General features: G+C 63.9%; 22 protein-coding genes and 1 tRNA gene. 16 read left to right on the plus strand and 7 right to left on the minus strand.

Annotated features, from left to right (window positions below; genetic code table 11):
• Positions 1-21: 21 nt before the first annotated feature.
• From RFM68_RS20865 to RFM68_RS20895, 7 genes are all read left to right on the plus strand, one after another.
• Positions 22-456 (plus strand): arginase family protein, encoded by a 435-nt coding sequence (locus tag RFM68_RS20865; RefSeq protein ID WP_320234889.1) that lies wholly within the window; start codon positions 22-24, stop codon positions 454-456.
• Positions 457-467: 11 nt separating this feature from the next.
• A complete protein-coding gene (locus tag RFM68_RS20870) occupies positions 468-821 on the plus strand; it encodes an arginase family protein (RefSeq protein WP_320234890.1) in 354 nt (117 codons plus the stop codon).
• A 2-nt stretch (positions 822-823) separates the two neighbouring features.
• Complete coding sequence (locus tag RFM68_RS20875) at positions 824-1,153, plus strand: hypothetical protein (protein ID WP_320234891.1); 330 nt, start codon at positions 824-826, stop codon at positions 1,151-1,153.
• Positions 1,154-1,155: 2 nt separating this feature from the next.
• The gene (dapB, locus tag RFM68_RS20880) at positions 1,156-1,917 is read left to right on the plus strand and encodes a 4-hydroxy-tetrahydrodipicolinate reductase (RefSeq protein ID WP_320234892.1); all 762 of its coding nucleotides are present in this window, start codon (positions 1,156-1,158) and stop codon (positions 1,915-1,917) included.
• 233 nt (positions 1,918-2,150) lie between these two features.
• On the plus strand, positions 2,151-3,110 hold the full coding sequence (locus RFM68_RS20885; protein ID WP_320234971.1) for an ABC transporter substrate-binding protein: 960 nt from the start codon (positions 2,151-2,153) through the stop codon (positions 3,108-3,110).
• 104 nt (positions 3,111-3,214) lie between these two features.
• On the plus strand, positions 3,215-4,024 hold the full coding sequence (locus tag RFM68_RS20890) for an ABC transporter ATP-binding protein (protein ID WP_320234893.1): 810 nt from the start codon (positions 3,215-3,217) through the stop codon (positions 4,022-4,024).
• A 10-nt stretch (positions 4,025-4,034) separates the two neighbouring features.
• Positions 4,035-4,913, plus strand: a complete 879-nt coding sequence (locus tag RFM68_RS20895; RefSeq protein WP_320234894.1) for an ABC transporter permease — start codon at positions 4,035-4,037, stop codon at positions 4,911-4,913.
• A 27-nt stretch (positions 4,914-4,940) separates the two neighbouring features.
• Here RFM68_RS20895 and RFM68_RS20900 read toward each other — a convergent pair whose 3' ends face one another.
• Both RFM68_RS20900 and RFM68_RS20905 read right to left on the minus strand, forming a co-directional pair.
• Positions 4,941-6,314, minus strand: a complete 1,374-nt coding sequence (locus RFM68_RS20900) for a sensor histidine kinase (protein WP_320234895.1) — start codon at positions 6,312-6,314, stop codon at positions 4,941-4,943.
• Positions 6,311-6,988: a response regulator gene (locus RFM68_RS20905; protein ID WP_320234896.1), complete on the minus strand. Its 678-nt coding sequence runs from the start codon at positions 6,986-6,988 to the stop codon at positions 6,311-6,313. Before RFM68_RS20905 ends, RFM68_RS20900 begins: the two co-directional genes overlap by 4 nt.
• A gap of 483 nt (positions 6,989-7,471) precedes the next feature.
• Here RFM68_RS20905 and RFM68_RS20910 point away from each other — a divergent pair, with 483 nt between their 5' ends.
• The 4 genes from RFM68_RS20910 (at position 7,472) to RFM68_RS20925 (ending at position 8,748) form a co-directional block, all read left to right on the plus strand.
• A complete protein-coding gene (locus tag RFM68_RS20910) occupies positions 7,472-7,705 on the plus strand; it encodes a DUF680 domain-containing protein (RefSeq protein ID WP_320234897.1) in 234 nt (77 codons plus the stop codon).
• A 51-nt stretch (positions 7,706-7,756) separates the two neighbouring features.
• Positions 7,757-7,963 carry a DUF680 domain-containing protein gene (locus RFM68_RS20915; RefSeq protein ID WP_320234898.1) on the plus strand — a complete coding sequence of 69 codons (207 nt, stop codon included), beginning with the start codon at positions 7,757-7,759 and terminating at the stop codon, positions 7,961-7,963.
• 52 nt (positions 7,964-8,015) lie between these two features.
• The gene (locus RFM68_RS20920; RefSeq protein WP_320234899.1) at positions 8,016-8,222 is read left to right on the plus strand and encodes a DUF680 domain-containing protein; all 207 of its coding nucleotides are present in this window, start codon (positions 8,016-8,018) and stop codon (positions 8,220-8,222) included.
• A gap of 283 nt (positions 8,223-8,505) precedes the next feature.
• Positions 8,506-8,748 (plus strand): DUF680 domain-containing protein, encoded by a 243-nt coding sequence (locus RFM68_RS20925; RefSeq protein WP_320234900.1) that lies wholly within the window; start codon positions 8,506-8,508, stop codon positions 8,746-8,748.
• A 72-nt stretch (positions 8,749-8,820) separates the two neighbouring features.
• Here RFM68_RS20925 and RFM68_RS20930 read toward each other — a convergent pair whose 3' ends face one another.
• The 4 genes from RFM68_RS20930 to purM are packed head-to-tail and all read right to left on the minus strand — an operon-like array spanning position 8,821 to position 11,483.
• Positions 8,821-9,330 (minus strand): SixA phosphatase family protein, encoded by a 510-nt coding sequence (locus RFM68_RS20930; protein ID WP_320234901.1) that lies wholly within the window; start codon positions 9,328-9,330, stop codon positions 8,821-8,823.
• Between the two features lie 9 nt (positions 9,331-9,339).
• On the minus strand, positions 9,340-9,672 hold the full coding sequence (locus RFM68_RS20935; protein ID WP_320234902.1) for a hypothetical protein: 333 nt from the start codon (positions 9,670-9,672) through the stop codon (positions 9,340-9,342).
• A 27-nt stretch (positions 9,673-9,699) separates the two neighbouring features.
• Positions 9,700-10,407 (minus strand): phosphoribosylglycinamide formyltransferase, encoded by a 708-nt coding sequence (gene purN, locus RFM68_RS20940; protein WP_320234903.1) that lies wholly within the window; start codon positions 10,405-10,407, stop codon positions 9,700-9,702.
• Entirely contained in the window at positions 10,404-11,483 is a 1,080-nt protein-coding gene (gene purM / locus RFM68_RS20945) for a phosphoribosylformylglycinamidine cyclo-ligase (protein WP_320234904.1), read from the minus strand. Before purM ends, purN begins: the two co-directional genes overlap by 4 nt.
• Positions 11,484-11,849: 366 nt before the next feature.
• Here purM and RFM68_RS20950 point away from each other — a divergent pair, with 366 nt between their 5' ends.
• The 5 genes from RFM68_RS20950 (at position 11,850) to RFM68_RS20970 (ending at position 15,478) form a co-directional block, all read left to right on the plus strand.
• Positions 11,850-12,482: a CDP-alcohol phosphatidyltransferase family protein gene (locus RFM68_RS20950; RefSeq protein WP_320234905.1), complete on the plus strand. Its 633-nt coding sequence runs from the start codon at positions 11,850-11,852 to the stop codon at positions 12,480-12,482.
• A complete protein-coding gene (locus tag RFM68_RS20955) occupies positions 12,379-13,641 on the plus strand; it encodes an AI-2E family transporter (protein ID WP_430694896.1) in 1,263 nt (420 codons plus the stop codon). The genes RFM68_RS20950 and RFM68_RS20955 overlap by 104 nt, the downstream gene beginning before the upstream one ends.
• A gap of 1 nt (position 13,642) precedes the next feature.
• Positions 13,643-14,347 carry a DnaA regulatory inactivator HdaA gene (gene hdaA / locus RFM68_RS20960; protein ID WP_320234907.1) on the plus strand — a complete coding sequence of 235 codons (705 nt, stop codon included), beginning with the start codon at positions 13,643-13,645 and terminating at the stop codon, positions 14,345-14,347.
• Between the two features lie 457 nt (positions 14,348-14,804).
• Entirely contained in the window at positions 14,805-15,059 is a 255-nt protein-coding gene (locus RFM68_RS20965; protein WP_320234908.1) for a FitA-like ribbon-helix-helix domain-containing protein, read from the plus strand.
• Positions 15,056-15,478, plus strand: a complete 423-nt coding sequence (locus RFM68_RS20970) for a type II toxin-antitoxin system VapC family toxin (RefSeq protein ID WP_320234909.1) — start codon at positions 15,056-15,058, stop codon at positions 15,476-15,478. Before RFM68_RS20965 ends, RFM68_RS20970 begins: the two co-directional genes overlap by 4 nt.
• 272 nt (positions 15,479-15,750) lie before the next feature.
• Here RFM68_RS20970 and RFM68_RS20975 read toward each other — a convergent pair.
• Positions 15,751-15,827: transfer RNA gene (locus RFM68_RS20975), tRNA-Pro, on the minus strand.
• Positions 15,828-16,175: the final 348 nt, after the last annotated feature.

Here is a 16,175-nt window from a genome sequence, read left to right on the forward strand (position 1 = left end):
CAACCACATGGGAAGGATGTCGTGGACAAGGTCTCGCTTCTGGGCATTCCGCATGACGGGAACTCGTCCTACCTGCGCGGGCCGGCCGAGGCGCCGCCGCTGATCCGGCGCGAACTCGCGAGCGACGCCCACAGCTCATGGTCGGAAACCGGCTTCGACGTGGCCGATCGCCTGGTCGATCATGGCGATATCGACTTCACGCAAGCCGGCGATCAGTGGGAGCGCATCGAAAACGAGGTCGGCCGCGCGCTTGACGCCGGCCATCCGCTGATCTCGCTCGGCGGCGACCATGCGATCGCCTGGCCGGTGCTGCGCGCGGTGCGGCGGCGGCACCCAAGCCTCACGATCGTGCAGATCGACGCGCATCCGGACATGTATGACGCCTATCAGGGCAACCCGCGCTCGCACACCTCGTCCTTCGCGCGGATCATGGAGAGCGGCTCGCCGACCGGCTGATCCAGATCGGGTTGCGCACCCTCAACGACCAGCTTCGCGGCCAGTTCGAGCGCTTCGGCGTCGAGGTGGTGGAGATGCGGCATTTCAAGGAAGGTCTGCCGCTCGACCTCAAGACGCCCGTTTATCTCTCGGTCGATCTCGACGGGCTCGATCCGGCCTTCGCGCCCGGCGTCTCGCACCGCGAGCCGGGAGGGTTCTCGACCCGCCAGGTAATCAGTCTCATTCAATCGATCGACCAGCCTATCGTCGCCGCCGACGTCGTCGAATACAATCCGCGCCAGGACCTCTCCAACATGACGGCGCTCGTCGCCGCCAAGCTGGTCAAGGAGATCGCTGGCATGATGCTGAAGACGGGGTCGAACTAGCAATGCTGCCCACGGACCTGGAATTCGAGGTGCTGACGAAGTTCTTCCGGCTGCGGGAATCGATACCTGCGCGCGGCGATATGGTTGTGCGCAAGCGCTCCCGCAGCGAGGTTGGATTCTTCACCGAGTTTGAATGGGCGGCGGGTTGCGCAGACCAGTATCGCGTTGCCGAGGGGACTTACGAAAACATCCCAAATGCGCGAGTCTTTGAAGGCGGCGAACTTGTCGGTTTTCTGCTCTTTGTTGCCTCCGACATGACTTTCACACTCGAAGGCCATGTCTATGGCGAGAAATGGCCCGCGGTGGAATTTCCAGTCGAGTTTCTCAATTAGCCATGCCGCAACCGCTCAAGATCGCCATCGCCGGCGCGCTCGGACGCATGGGCCGGCAGATGGCGGAAGCCGTCGCGGCCGATCCGCGGCTGGAGCTCGTCGCGCGCTTCCATCGGCCCGGCAGCGCGGGGGAGGGGCTGGTTGAGCGCGACGAGGCGCTGGCGCTCGCCGATGCGGTCATCGATTTCACCACGTCCGCGGCGTCCGCCGAATTGGCAGAGGCGTGCGCCGCACGCGGCGGCCCGGCGCTGGTCATCGGCTCGACCGGATTCAGCGCGGCTGAGTTGGCGGCAATAATCGAAGCTGCAAAGAAGATTCCCATCGTCCGTTCCGGCAGCTACTCGCTGGGGCTCAACATGCTGACCGGCTTGGTCGAAGAGGCGGCGAGGGCACTTGGGCCCGACGACTGCGACATCGAGATCCTCGAAGCGCATCACCGCTTCAAGGTCGATGCGCCGTCGGGCACGGCGCTGATGCTCGGCGAAGCGGCCGCGCGTGGGCGCGGCGTGGCGAAGCGCGCTCGCGATGGCGTCACCGGTCCTCGGCCCGCGGGCGAGATCGGCTTCGCCGTCCTGCGCGGCGGCGGCATCGTCGGCGAGCACAGCGTGAGCTTCCTCACCGAAGGCGAGACGCTCACGCTCTCGCATGCCGCCGGCGACCGTTCGATGTTCGCCCGCGGTGCCATAGCGGCAGCGCTCTGGCTCGCCGGACGGCCGCCCGGCGAATACGACATGCGCGACGTGCTTGGTTTTGGCGCTGGGTGATCGGCAATTTTAGCCGGATTCCGATTCAACGGTCGCTAAAAGGGCTGAAAGCCAGCTGAAAGCTTGGCCGTGCCATGACAGTTTTGCGGTGTTCGCCGCGTGACCGGTCTGGGAGTGGCCGGCAAAGGAGGAAATGCGGCGCAGCTCGGATGGCGCGTCGCCCAGGTGGAGGAAGTTACGTGACCGGTTTCATCTCTAAATACGCCCTGCGTTCCGCGGTGCTGACGCTTGCCATGATTGCCGCGAGCGCGACGACGGCATCGGCCGCCGACAAGATCTCGATCATGGTGGGCGGCTACGAAAAACAGATCTACCTGCCTGCGAAGCTCGCCGAGGCGCTCGGCTATTTCAAGGATGAAGGCCTCGACGTCGAGCTGCTCAATGAGCCGGCGGGCGTCGATGCCGAAAACGAGATGCTGGCGGGCGCCGTGCAGGGCGTGGTGGGCTTCTACGACCACAGCATCGACCTGCAGGCCAAGGGCAAGTTCGTCGAATCCGTCGTCCAGTTCAGCCAGGCGCCAGGCGAGGTCGAGCTTGTTTCGTCCAAGCACCCCGAGATCAAGTCGCCCGCCGACTTCAAGGGCATGAGCCTCGGCGTCACCGGCCTCGGCTCCTCGACCAACTTTCTGACTGAGTATCTGGCGGTCAAGAGCGGCCTGAAGCTCGGCGAGTTCACCTCGGTGCCGGTCGGCGCCGGCAATACTTTCATCGCCGCCATGCAGCAGGACAAGATCCAGGCCGGCATGACGACCGAGCCGACGATCACCCGGCTGCTCAAGACCGGCGAGGCCAAGGTCTTGATCGACATGCGCACGATCGAAGGCACCAAGGCGGCTCTCGGCGGCACCTACCCGGCCGCCTCGCTGTATATGCAGACCGAATGGGTCGACGCCCACAAGGATACCGTTCAGAAGCTCGCCAACGCCTTCGTCAAGACGCTGCAGTTCATCAACACCCACAGCGGCGCCGAAATCGCCGACAAGATGCCCAAGGACTACTATGTCGGCGACAAGGAGGGCTACGTGAAGGCGCTCGATGCCGGCAAGGCGATGTTCACCGCCGACGGCGTGATGCCTCAGGGCGGCCCCGAAACGGTGCTCACCGTGCTGTCGGCCTTCAAGAAGGAACTGCAGGGCAAGCAGATCGACCTTTCCAAGACCTACACTTCGGAATTCGTCAAGAACGTGAAGTAGCGGACAAGGCCGGCGCCGGGTTTCTCTGGCGCCGGTATCCGCCCTGTCTCTCTGCGCCAGGCGATCCCTCGCGGCGGTCGCCTGCTATTGGAGTTTGCTCTGTTATGGCTGTTGAAAAGACCGCCCCGGCGATCGAGCTGATCAATGTCAGCCGCCGCTTCCTTTCCCCTACCGGCAAATCGCTGACGGCGATCCGCGATTTCACCATGACCGTCGAGCGCGGCGAGTTCGTCGCCGTCGTCGGTCCGACCGGCTGCGGCAAGTCGACGACGCTCAACCTCGTCACCGGGCTTGCCAGCCCGAGTGCCGGCGAGGTTCGCGTCATGGGCGCGCCGGTCAAGGGCATCGATCCGCGCATCGGCTTCGTGTTCCAGACCGACGCGCTGTTTCCCTGGCGCACGGTGATCGAGAACGTCATGGCCGGCCCGCTGTTTCGCGGCAAGCCGAAGGCGCAGGCACAGGCTTCGGCGCGCGACTGGCTGGCGCGTGTCGGCCTGGCGCGTTTCGAGCAACACTATCCGCACCAGCTTTCCGGCGGCATGCGCAAGCGCGTGGCGCTTGCCCAGACCTTCATCAACGGCCCCGAGATCCTGTTGATGGACGAGCCGTTCTCGGCGCTCGACGTGCAGACGCGCGTGCTCATGCATGAGGAATTGCTGCGGCTGTGGTCGGAGGCGAAGGCGTCGGTGGTGTTCGTCACCCACGACCTGGAGGAGGCGATCGCACTGGCCGACAAGGTCTATGTGCTGACCGCCGGGCCGGCGACGGTGAAATCCGTCTATACGATCGACCTGCCGCGCCCGCGTGTCGTCGCCGACATCCGCTACGAGCAGAGCTTCATCGATTATTCGCGCACCATCTGGGCCGACCTCAAGGAAGAGGTCGAGACCAGCTACGCCCGCGCGGCGGCATGAGGAGGCTGAAATGACTGACGCCACCATCAACATTTCCACCGCAAATTTCAGGCCTGGAACTTCGGACGCGGAGATCGAGGCGGCCGCCGCCAAGGCCGCCGCGCATCGCCGCCACACCGTCACCTTCTGGCGACTCGCCATCCTCATTATTTTCATGGGCGCCTGGGAGATCGCGGGCCGCATGGCTTGGATCGATCCCTTCTTCTACGCCATGCCGAGCACGATCGCCGGGCGGCTCTATGAATGGATCACCGAGGGCACGTCCGAAGGACCGCTCTGGTACCACCTCTATGTCACCATGGAGGAATCGGTGCTGGGCTTTGTCACCGGTTCGGTCGCCGGCATCATCATCGGCGTCGCGTTGGGCCGCAATCGCATGGCCGCCGACATCTTTTCGATCTACATCAAACTGATCAACTCGATCCCGCGCGTCGTGCTGGCGCCGATCTTCATCATGATCCTCGGCCTTGGCCTTGCCTCGAAAGTGGCGCTGGCCTTCGTGATGGTTTTCTTCGTCGTCTTCCACAACGCCTTCCAGGGCGTGCGCGAGGCCGACCGCGCGATGATCGCCAACGCCCGCATCCTTGGCGCCTCCGACTGGCAGCTGACGCGCTCGGTCATCGTGCCGTCGGCGATGAGCTGGATCTTCGCCAGCCTGCATGTCAGCTTCGGCTTCGCCATCATCGGCGCCATAGTCGGCGAGTTCGTCGGCTCGCGCTTCGGCATCGGCCTGCTGATCAATATCGCCAAAGGATCGTTCGACGCGGCCGGCATGTATGCCGCGATCGTCATCGTCATGGTCGTGGCGCTCGGCGCCGAGTACCTGATGACGATGGTCGAGAACAGGCTGGCGAAATGGCGTCCTCAACCGCTGCATGAGACGCAGTGAATGCGCTGGCCTGCGAGCGGCTAAGCTTTAGTCGCCCGCCAGAGGCAGCCGTACCTCGACCCTGAGCCCACCGGCGGCGGCATCGCCCAGTGCGACGCTGCCGCCTGCATTCTCCACCACCTCGTGGACAATGGCGAGCCCGAGCCCGCTGCCTTCCTCGGCCGAACCGGCTATGCGGTAGAAGCGCTCGAAGACGTGCTCCCTCTCTTCCACTGGAATGCCGGGTCCAGCGTCGGTGACCGTGAGCTCAGCCTCGTCGCCAATGGCGGCCAGCTTCACCGTGACGCTGCCGCCGGCCGGGGTGTAACGCAGCGCGTTGTCGACAAGATTGACGATCATCTCGCGCAGCATGGTGCCGTCGCCGATGACCGGCACAGGGCCGGTCTCCTCGAGCCCGAGGTCGATGTTGCGTTCGATCGCTTTCGGCGCATGCGCTTCCAGCACTTGGCGGGCGGCCTCGGTGAGGTCGATGCGGTCGGCGCGCGGCCGCCGGCTGCCGGGCTCGGCACGTGACAGAGTGAGCAGCTGTTCGGCCAGCCGCGCCAGCTTGCCAGAGCTCGCCTGCAGCGCCACCAGCGCTTCCTGGCGCTGGTCGGCGGCACTTTCGCGCAGCGCATAGCTTGCCTGCGTCGACAGCAGCGCCAAGGGCGTGCGGAGCTGGTGCGCGGCATTGGCGATGAAGCGGCGCTGCGCTGCCATCTGCGCCCGCACGCGCTCCATATAGGCATTGAGCGCGTCGATCAGCGGCCTGATCTCACTCTGCGCCCCGGGCACTTCGACGGGGTCGAGTTCGCTGCGTTCCGGCGAGCGCACGGCGTCGCGCAGCCTGATCAGCGGCGCCAGCCCACGGCGCAGGCCAAGCAGCACGAACACGCCGGCGATCGCCACCAGCGCCAATTGCTGGGCGAAGGCACTTAACCACAGACGCCACACCATCGCGTCATGCCCGGTAAGCGTTACTCCGACAGTGACCGTAATCGGCGAATCCGCCCCTGCGCCGATTACCGCATGGCTGAGCGTTGCGAGCCGCAGACTGTGATCCCGAAAGCCGGCCTCGATACTGCCGCGCTGTGTCGCCTTGGGCAGGTCGGGATAGCCGTTAAGCAGGTGTCCGCCCGCGGTCTCGACATGGTAGTAGACTCTGTCGCGATCGCCGGTATCGAACATTTCGATCGCCGCCGGCGGAATGGTGGCGTCGAGCACGCCGTCTTTTACCGCGACCTGCTCGGCGATAGCGCGCGCCGACGCCATCAGCATACGGTCTGTAACCAGATCAGCAGTCGCCAGCGCATTGCCATGGCTGGTCCACAAATTGATGGCGGCGAGCCCGGCCAGCGGCAGCACCACCCAGGCCAGCAATTGCAGGCGAAGGCTGCTGATCCGAAGCCTGACGATTCTCATGGCGCCGGCTCGTCGTGGCGCAAGAGGTAGCCGAGGCCGCGCAAGGTGGCGATCTGGACGCGCGATCCTTCCAGCTTCTTGCGCAGGCGATGCACGTAGATCTCGATGGCGCTGGGGTCGGCGTCGGTCTCGAAGTCGTAGATCGCCGCCGACAGTGCTGCCTTGCTCACAGTGCGCCCGGCCTTGACCACCAGCTGTTCCAGCACCGCGTGCTCGCGCGGCGTCAGCGACAGCGTCACGCCGGCGAGCGCGAACAGGCGGGTGTTGGTGTCGAAGACGAGATCGCCGCAGGAAATGACCGGGGCGGTGCGGTCGTTGGCGCGGCGCAGCTGCACGCGGATGCGCGCTTCCAGCTCCTCGATCTGGAAGGGTTTCGCCAGATAGTCATCGGCGCCTTCGTTGAGCCCCTTGACGCGGCCATCGAGGCTGGCATTGGCGGTGAGCACGATGACCGGCACCGGGTTGCCGCGCGTCCGCAGCCTTTTCAGCACCTCCATGCCGCCCATGCGGGGCAAGGCGAGGTCGAGGATGATCAAAGCATGATCGCCGGCGGCAAGCGCATGCTCGACATCCTCGCCGTCATGGACGACGTCGACGACATAGCTCGCCTGGCGCAGCGTCTTGCTCAGCCAATCGGCCAGCTCGCGATTGTCCTCGACAAGCAGCAGTCGCATCGGTTGTCGCTGTTTCCTCCTAACGGCGTCGGCCTTCGCCAAACGCGGCGGGCAAACGTCCGGATTGGTTCTTGGGGCCAACCGATAGTATCGATCCGCCCGCAACGCAAACGCCGGCCCCGGTGCGGTCACCACCGCGGCCCGGCGCCTGTCGGGCCGCCTGATCGGCCGAGCAAGTAATAAAACCGAACCGTTCGGTTCAATTTATGTTGACGGTTCGTGTAACAATGGTGAACGCTGGCGCGCCGAACCAGGGACCGTATCGCCCAGCTGTCACCGTAACCACTTGATATTAAACAATAAGAATACGGCAGCCGCGTCGTTCACGTAATTTCAAGATCGAACCGAACGGTTCGGTTCGCACATTTTCGTGATTGGAACCGGCAGCAGGGCAGACCCATCTCGGGGTGGTCCGAGCGACGCGAATTTCCATCAAGGCACGCCACTAGACGGACAAGACTTTGAAAATCTGGAGTACTTAAAATGACCAAGATTGCTCTTACCGCCGCCGCTCTCCTCGTCGCCACGAGCGGCGCCTTCGCCGGCAGCGACCACTACGGCTCCGACAACGTCAACCAGCCGGCCGTGACCGCTCCCGCGAGCAATGTCGACAACAGCATCACCGGCTCGATCAGCAACTTTGAAAAGCGTGACCTGCATATCACGCCCGATCAGAACCAGCCTGAATCCGGCCAGGGCAACTGGGGCAACCACTAACCAGTCCCAGCACCGACCAAATCCGTCAATCTCGAATCTGGAGTAACTCAAATGACCAAGATCGCTCTTACCGCCGCCGCCCTTCTCGTTGCCACCGGTGCCGCTTTCGCCGGCTCGGACAACTATGGCTCGGCCAACGCCAATCAGCCGGCCGCTTCGGTCGACACCTCGTTCACCGCTTCGATCAAGAAGTCGGATGCGGATGCTCAGAAGCCGGTCGTCCAGGGCGCCAACCACGACCTGTTCGGCAACCACTAATCGGTTCGCCAGGCGAACCTTCAACCGTCAACTCGAATCTGGAGTAACTCAAATGACCAAGATCGCTCTTACCGCTGCCGCCCTTCTCGTTGCCACCGGTGCTGCTTTCGCCGGCTCGGACAACTATGGCTCGGCCAACGCCAACCAGCCGGCCGCTTCGGTCGACACCTCGTTCACCGCTTCGATCAAGAAGTCGGACGTGAATGTCCAGAAGCCGGTGACCCAGGGTGCCAACCACGACCTGTTCGGCAACCACTAAACGGTTCTGTCTTCGACGGACCTCAAAGCGGCGGGCTTGTCCCGCCGCTCTGTTTTTATGCAGCCGGCTACCGGCAATATGAAAGTCACTTCACAAGTATTTGTATCACAAGCATTTGTAATCGTTTGCCTTTTTCCGAGCGGAGTCGAAGCCGATGCTGCTGTGGCCGCTGAAAAAGCGAACGCGCCGGGAATAAATCCCGGCCGCCGCGGGTCTTCTCGGCAGCGGGGCCATCCTCCCAAGGCCACCGCCGATGAAACGACACGGAACAAGGAAGATTGAAATGACCAGGATCGCTCTCACCGCTGCCGCAATGCTTCTCGCCATGGGTTCTGCCTTCGCCGGCAGCGACCACTATGGCGACAACAATGCCAACCAGTCGACCGTCGGCGTCGACAGCGCCTACACGGCCTCGGTCGGCAAGCACCCTGTCGCCAAGCCGGCCAATGTCGATGCCTCGATGACGACCGGCGCCCCCGGTTCCAAGGCCTGGCCGGATCCGGGCCAGGGCATCTGGGGCAACTGAGGTAGGTTTCACGTTTCAGGATTTCCAAAGGGCGGCGGGCTTGCTCCGCCGCCTTTGGCGCATGAAGGCGCGCTACCCCAGGTCTTTCGGCCTCACGCAATGCGTCAGCCGCGCGCCGCCGAAATCGAGATCCGCCCAATCCTCGTCCAGCGTAAACCGCGCAAGCGCCGCTGTCGGGAACTTCGCTTCGATCTTCTTGAACACGCTCTCATCCGATCCTGCGCCGGCCATTCGCAACACAAAATGCTGCAGGCCGGGATTGTGGCCGATCACCAGCAGGCTCGTCGCCTTGGCCTGGCGCACGCGCGCCAGGATGGCGCCGGCCGCCGCCTCGTAGAGTTCCTCGGCAAATTGCGCCGGCACGCTCTTCGGCAGTTCCTGGGCGACCAGCCGCCAGGTCTCGCGGGTGCGCAGCGCCGGCGAGACCAGCGCCAGATCCGGCAGCCAGCCACGCCGCGAAAGCTCGCGCCCCATCAGCGGCGCCGTCTTCAAGCCGCGCGGGGCCAGCGGCCGGTCGAAATCGGCAAGTGCGGAATCGTCCCAGCTCGACTTGGCGTGGCGCAGGATGAGCAACTGTTTCATGGACATGGATCAGGACCAGGGAATCTCTGCGTTGAAATCCTTGCCATATCGGCCGCCATATTTCACGCCTGTGATAGCATCGAAGGCTGCCACCAACGTGCCGAAGACAAACAGGCCGACACGCTGTTCATTACTGTCCCACCTAACTGCAACATCCGCTTCGGTGATTGCCCACTGGCCCGATCGGACAGGGATAGCACCCAGAACCGAGCCAGCCGTCTCGCCTTCGACCCGGTGTAGGTAGAAATACGCCGTAGCGCTTTTCGCCTCGTCGATCTCTTCGTACTCGAAGACGCCCGCCAGATCGCCTTTGGTGCGGATCGCGCTGTCGAAGATATCCAAAGCTTCAATCCTGACCGGCGCCCCGAACTACGGTGTGATCCGCGCCAGCTGTTCGAGGTCGGTTTCCTCGCGCAGCGGATCCGGCGCCATAACCACGGAGGTGGCGTTGTCGGCATCGTCGGCGAAATGGGCAAGCACGGTGTGGCCCTTTTCCATGCGCGCCTTGCCTTCGGCGACCAGACCAAGCGCCAGCGGATAGAGCCGGTGCTCCGCCTTCAGCACCCGCGCGGCTAAACTGTCCTCATTGTCGCCGACCATCACCGGCACGGCGGCCTGTGCGATGATCGGGCCGTCGTCCATCTCGGGCGTGACGAAATGCACCGAGCAGCCATGGATGCGTACGCCGGCGCGGATCGCGCGAGCATGCGTATCGAGCCCCTTGAACGCCGGCAGCAGGGCAGGGTGGATGTTGACCATGCGCCCCTGCCATTTCTCGACGAGGCCACGGCCGAGGATCCGCATATAGCCGGCCAAGGCCACGATGTCAGCGCCGAAGCCGGTGAGCGCGGCATCGATCGCGGCGTCATAGGCATCCTTGCTCGGATGGTCGGCGCGCTGGATGATTTTGGTGGCGATGCCGCGCGACTGGGCGATGCCGAGACCGGCGGCGTTGGCGCGGTCGGAGATGACGCCGACGATTTCCGCCGGATAGGTCGGGTCGACGGCCGCCGCGATCAGCGCCGTCATGTTGGAGCCGCGCCCCGAGATCAGGACGACCGTGCGTTTCCTGCTCATAGGCCGATCGAGCCCCGATAGATGACGCCGGCGTCACGACGCGGCACGATGCGCCCGATCGGCGTCACCGTCTCGCCGGCTTCCTGAAGCACCGCCGCGACTTGCGCCGCCTGGCCGGAAGCGACGGCGAGGATCATGCCGATGCCGCAGTTGAACGTGCGCATCATCTCTTCCGGCGCCACGCCGCCGGTTTTTGCCAGCCACGAGAACACCGGCGGCACGTCGATCGCCTCGAGGTCGAGCTCGGCCGAAAAATCCTTGGGCAGCACGCGCGGAATGTTTTCCGGAAAACCGCCGCCGGTGATATGGGCGAGCGCCTTGATGCCATGCGTGTTGCGGATCGCTTTCAGGATCGACTTCACATAGATGCGCGTCGGCTCGAGCAGCGCCTCGGCGAGGCTCGCCTCCTCATTGAACGGCGCCGGATCGCTCCAGCCGAGGCCGCTCGCGGCGACGATGCGGCGCACCAGCGAAAAGCCGTTGGAATGCAGGCCCGAGGAGGCGAGGCCGAGCAGCACGTCGCCCTCGACGATGTCGTCGGTCGGCAACAGCTGGCCGCGTTCGGCCGCGCCAACGGCAAAGCCGGCAAGGTCGTAATCCTTGTCGTGATACATGCCGGGCATTTCCGCCGTCTCGCCGCCAATCAGCGCGCAGCCGGCCTGCCGGCAGCCCTGCGCGATGCCGCCGACGATCGAAGCGCCCTGGTCCGGATCGAGCTTGCCGGTGGCGAAATAGTCGAGGAAGAACAGCGGCTCGGCGCCCTGCACGACGATGTCGTTGACGCACATGGCGACGAGGTCGATGCCGATCGTGTCGTGCTTGCCGGCATCGATGGCGATCTTGAGCTTGGTGCCGACGCCGTCATTGGCGGCGACCAGCACCGGATCGGTGAAGCCGGCCGCCTTGAGGTCGAACAGCCCGCCGAAGCCGCCGATTTCGCCATCGGCGCCGGGCCGGCGCGTCGCGCGCACCAAGGGCTTGATCTTCTCGACCATCAGGTTGCCGGCATCGATATCGACGCCCGCTTCGGCATAGGTGAGCCCGTTCTTGCGCTTGGCAGTATCGCCCTTGCTCATCGTCGGCTCGTCCCTGTTTCCATTGCGGGCTCTTCGCATGAATGGTTTCGAGGAGCAAGGATGACGCGCGGGTGAGGGGCGCCTTGCCCCAGGGAAAAAGCGGAAATGTCGGCGGGACTGCACCCCCCTCTGGCCTGCCGGCCATCTCCCCCTCAAGGGTGGAGATCGGATGTCGCGGGCGCTTTCGCCAATCGCCAAGGTGGCAGGAAGAGCGGCGGCGCCGATATAGCCAATCTCACCCCTTGAGGGGGAGATGGCCGGCAGGCCAGAGGGGGGTGCCTCGCGCAGACCTTAATCGCTCCTCCCTTGCGCACATCCCCCTTCTCCATCATCTATTCCCCAACAAAACCACCACGGGACATGCGGGTGACCATCCCCAACCTGATCACCATCCTGCGCTTGCTGCTGGTGCCGGCCGTGGTGCTGGCCATGCTCAATGCGCGTTGGGACTGGGCATTTGTCGGCTTCCTGGTCGCCGGCATCTCCGATGGCGTCGACGGCTTCATCGCACGCGGCTGGAACCAGTCGTCCCGCCTCGGCGCCTATCTCGATCCGGTCGCCGACAAGCTTTTGCTGGTCTCGGTTTTCGTCGTCATGGGCTTTGCCGGCGAACTGCCGCTGTGGCTGGTGGTGACCATGGTCTCGCGTGACGGGCTGATCGTCTGCGCGGTGCTTTTGTCCACCGTGATGAGCCATCCTGTCGAGGTGAAGCCGCTCTTTATTTCCAAGGCCAACACCGCCGCGCAGATCGTGCTGGCGGCGCTAGTGCTGGGCGAGCTGGCCTTCTCGGTGCATCTCGGCCCTCTGCGGACCGCGTTCATATTGCTGACCGGGGTCTTGACCGTGGCTTCGGCCGCGGCCTATCTCGTGGCTTGGCTAAGGCATATGAGCGGCTATGGCGAAGGCTCCCAGACAAGCAACTCCCAGCCCGGCAACTCCCAAACCGGCAACACCAAGTCGGGCAGCATCAAGTCGGGCGGCTCCAACGCGGGCACCTGACCACGATGCCGCGGTGATCGTCGCCGACGACGGCTCGGGCGCGCTCCGCCGCCAGATCTTCTTCTGGCTGGCAACGGCCGTCCTGCTCGCGCTCTTCCTCTATGTCTTCTCCGGCATTTTGCTACCCTTCGTGGCGGGCATGGTGCTCGCCTATTTCCTCGATCCGGTCGCCGACTGGCTGCAGCGGCTCGGGCTCTCGCGCCTGATGGCGACGGTGGTGATCCTCATCGCCTTCATCGTCGTGGTGGTGCTGGCCTTCGTCATCCTGGTGCCGGTGCTGGCGACCCAGATGGCCGATTTCGCCCGCAAGCTGCCGGAATATCTCACCCGCCTGCAGTCGCTGATCACCAGCTTCGACCCGAAATGGCTGGAGCAGCGTTTTGGCGTCAACGCCGCCGGGCTGCGCGACGGCCTGAACTCGCTGCTGACCTCCGGCTTCAGCCTGCTCACCACCGTCTTCACGTCGATCTGGAGTTCCGGCGTGGCGCTGGTTTCTGTGGTCAGCCTCTTCGTCGTCACCCCGGTCGTCGCCTTCTACATGCTGCTCGACTGGGACCGCATGGTGGCCGTGGTCGACAGCTGGGTGCCGCGCGACTATGTCGAGACGGTGCGCGCGCTTGCCCGCGACATCAACACCGCCACCGCCGGTTTCGTGCGCGGGCAGGGCACGCTCTGCCTGGTGCTCGGCGCCATGTATGCCACCGGGCTGACGCTGACTGGATTGAACTTCGCCATCCTGATAGGCTTCTTCGCCGGGCTGATCTCCTTCATCCCCTATGTCGGCTCGCTGACCGGCCTGGTGCTCGCCGTCGGGGTCGCCTTCGTCCAGTTCTGGCCGGATTGGACGATGATCGTGGCGGTGGCCTGCGTGTTCTTCGTCGGCCAGTTCATCGAGGGCAACATCCTCCAGCCCAGGCTGGTTGGAAAGAGCGTCGGCCTGCACCCGGTCTGGCTGATGTTCGCGCTGTTCGCCTTCGGCGCGCTGTTCGGTTTCGTCGGCCTTTTGATCGCCGTGCCGGCTTCGGCGGCGATTGCCGTGCTGGTGCGCTTCGCGATCGGCCGCTATCTCGAATCGCCGCTCTACAAGGGCCACGCCGCCGAGTCCGTGTCGCCGCTGCCTGCCGATCGCGGTGGCGGCCATCGCCCGACGCGGGGCTGAAATGGCTGCTCAGCCAGCAGATCCGCCGCGCCAGCTGCCGCTCGATCTCGGCCATGGCACCGGCTATTCGCGCGACGAGCTCGTCGTCTCGGGCACCAATGCGCAAGCGGCATCGCTGGTCGACCGCTGGCCGGACTGGCCGTCGCCGGTGGTGGTGCTGGCCGGGCCGCCCGGCTCCGGCAAGACGCATCTCTCCCGGATATGGCAGGAGCGGGCGCATGCCGTCGCCATCGATCCGGCGCGCATAGGCGAGCATATTGCCGGGCTCGGCACCAAGCCGGCGCTCATCGACGATATCGACAAGGCGGCGATCGACGAGCCGGGCCTGTTCCACCTGATCAACGCCGTGCGCGGCGCGGGCTTGACGCTGCTTTTGACGGCAAGGCGTTTCCCCTCGGCCTGGCGCGTCGCGCTCCCGGACCTCGTCTCGCGGCTGAAGGCGGCCGCGACGGTCGAGATCCACGAGCCCGACGATCTTTTGCTTGCCGGCGTCATCACAAAACTCTTCGCCGACCGCCAGGTCGAGGTCGAGCCGCATGTCGTGCAATATCTGGTGCGCCGCATCGAGCGCTCGCTCGGCACCGCCATGCGCGTCGTCGAACGCGTGGACCGCGCAGCCCTCGAGCGCAAGACGCCGATCACCCGCGCGATCGCCGCCGAAACCGTCAGCGCCATGGACGAAGGACAGGGCGAGTTCGATATTTAGGTATCGAGAGGCGGCTCCGTTGTTGTGCCCATAGCCCGGCCAGATGCCGGGCCAGCAGATAGACTCCCGTATGTGCCGCCACGTAACAGGCGGCGACAAGGACGAAGAACATCAGGCTGGCGGACCGCGATCGGGCGACGCCGCCGTCCCGCCTCTTGCTCGGCCGGTTGTTCCAAACCCACAGGGCAGCGCAGAGAATTGCCCAGACGACCATGACCGGAATCGCAAAGCCGTAATAGGCCAGTAGGCCGGGCCAATCAGCGACAGCAACGCCTCGAGAGCAGGCATCGAAAATCCCCCGTTTTGTCCAAAGCCTAGATCGGAGATTATTCGAGCCGTGCTCGGACACAAACTAGTTTGCAAGCCAAAGCCTTACGATAGCCGAGTCGGCGGCTAACACGTGACATCGAATTGATGGTGTGATATCTGTGATGTCAGTGAGATCGGATTGATATCAATGACAGCTGTCACGATCAGAAATCTTCCGGAGGAGACACATCGCGCCTTGCGCGTGCGAGCAGCCGTCAATGGCCGCAGCACGGAAGCGGAAATCCGCGCCATCCTTGAGGATGCCGTCCGGCCGGAGGGGCGTGTCAAAATGGGCGCCTTGCTTGCAAGCATCGCTCGCCGGGCCGGTGTGAAAGATGAGGACGTCGATGCCCTGGAGCAGGCTCTCCAGAAGAACCCTGCTAAGCCCCTGAAATTCGAATGATCCTCCTGGACACCAATGTTGTTTCGGAGGTGATGAGAGCAGAGCCGCATCCTGCGGTTCTGGCTTGGCTGGATGCTCAGGCCGGTGAAACACTCTACCTGTCTAGCATTACACTCGCTGAAGTGCTGTTCGGCATCGAGGCCATGCCAGCAGGCCGCCGCAAAAATATGCTGGCCGAAACCTTTGCCGGGATATGCGCAATCTTCGATCAACGCATCCTGGTCTTCGATGCTGAGGCGGCACGTCGCTATGCCGGTCTTGCCGTAAAGGCTAGGACCGGGGGAAAGGGATTTCCCGTGCCCGATGGATACATCGCAGCTATCGCCGCCGCAAAGGGCTTTCAGGTTGCGTCGCGAGACACGGCGCCATTTCGGGCGGCAGGCGTTTCCGTCATCAATCCGTGGGAGCATGCGGCGTAGTCGTCCCATTTCGGAACAGTCTTTCAGGCATCTCTCTTGCAAGGCCGGCCCTGCCGGTTGATCCCGGCCCCGGTCGCGTTCCAGATCGGGTTGTAGGCTCGCCGGGCTCGAGGTGTTGGGGTCTCGCCCGGCGGGTTTACCGTTCCTCCGAGGATACATCGACTTGGAACAGAGGACCCTGCAGACCATAGAGAACCCATTCGGCACGAGGCTGTCACCCGTGTCTTAGGTACAAGCTGTCACCTATGTCTCCGGGCCGTACAAGGAAGCGATGGTCGGAGTGGCAGGATTCGAACCTGCGACCCCCTGATCCCAAATCAGGTGCGCTACCAGGCTGCGCTACACTCCGGACCGCGCGAAGCCCTATATTCTCAGGCAGTTTAGCGCAAGCGTCTTGCCGGAACAAAATCGAGGGAATTGGAACAAACGGTGTCCTGGTGTGCCTTTCTTGACCAAAAAGCACACCGAAAAACACACCGATGGTTCTCTGTATGTTCCCTCGGTTGGCGCCCTCCGCCGGGCCTCTCTCGGGTCCGATCGTGTGGCGCAATCCAACGTAGTAGTCCAGTCGGCTCCGCGGGCTCAGGAAATTTTAGGGATGTGGAGTAACAGAACGTTTTACGGGAGAGGTTAGAAGGTTTAATAGGTAAATGACGAATAAGCTAATTAGCTAATTACAGAAATCAGACAGATTGAT

It is taken from the genome of Mesorhizobium montanum (assembly GCF_033977145.1).
Taxonomy (GTDB): Bacteria; Pseudomonadota; Alphaproteobacteria; order Rhizobiales; family Rhizobiaceae; genus Mesorhizobium; species Mesorhizobium montanum.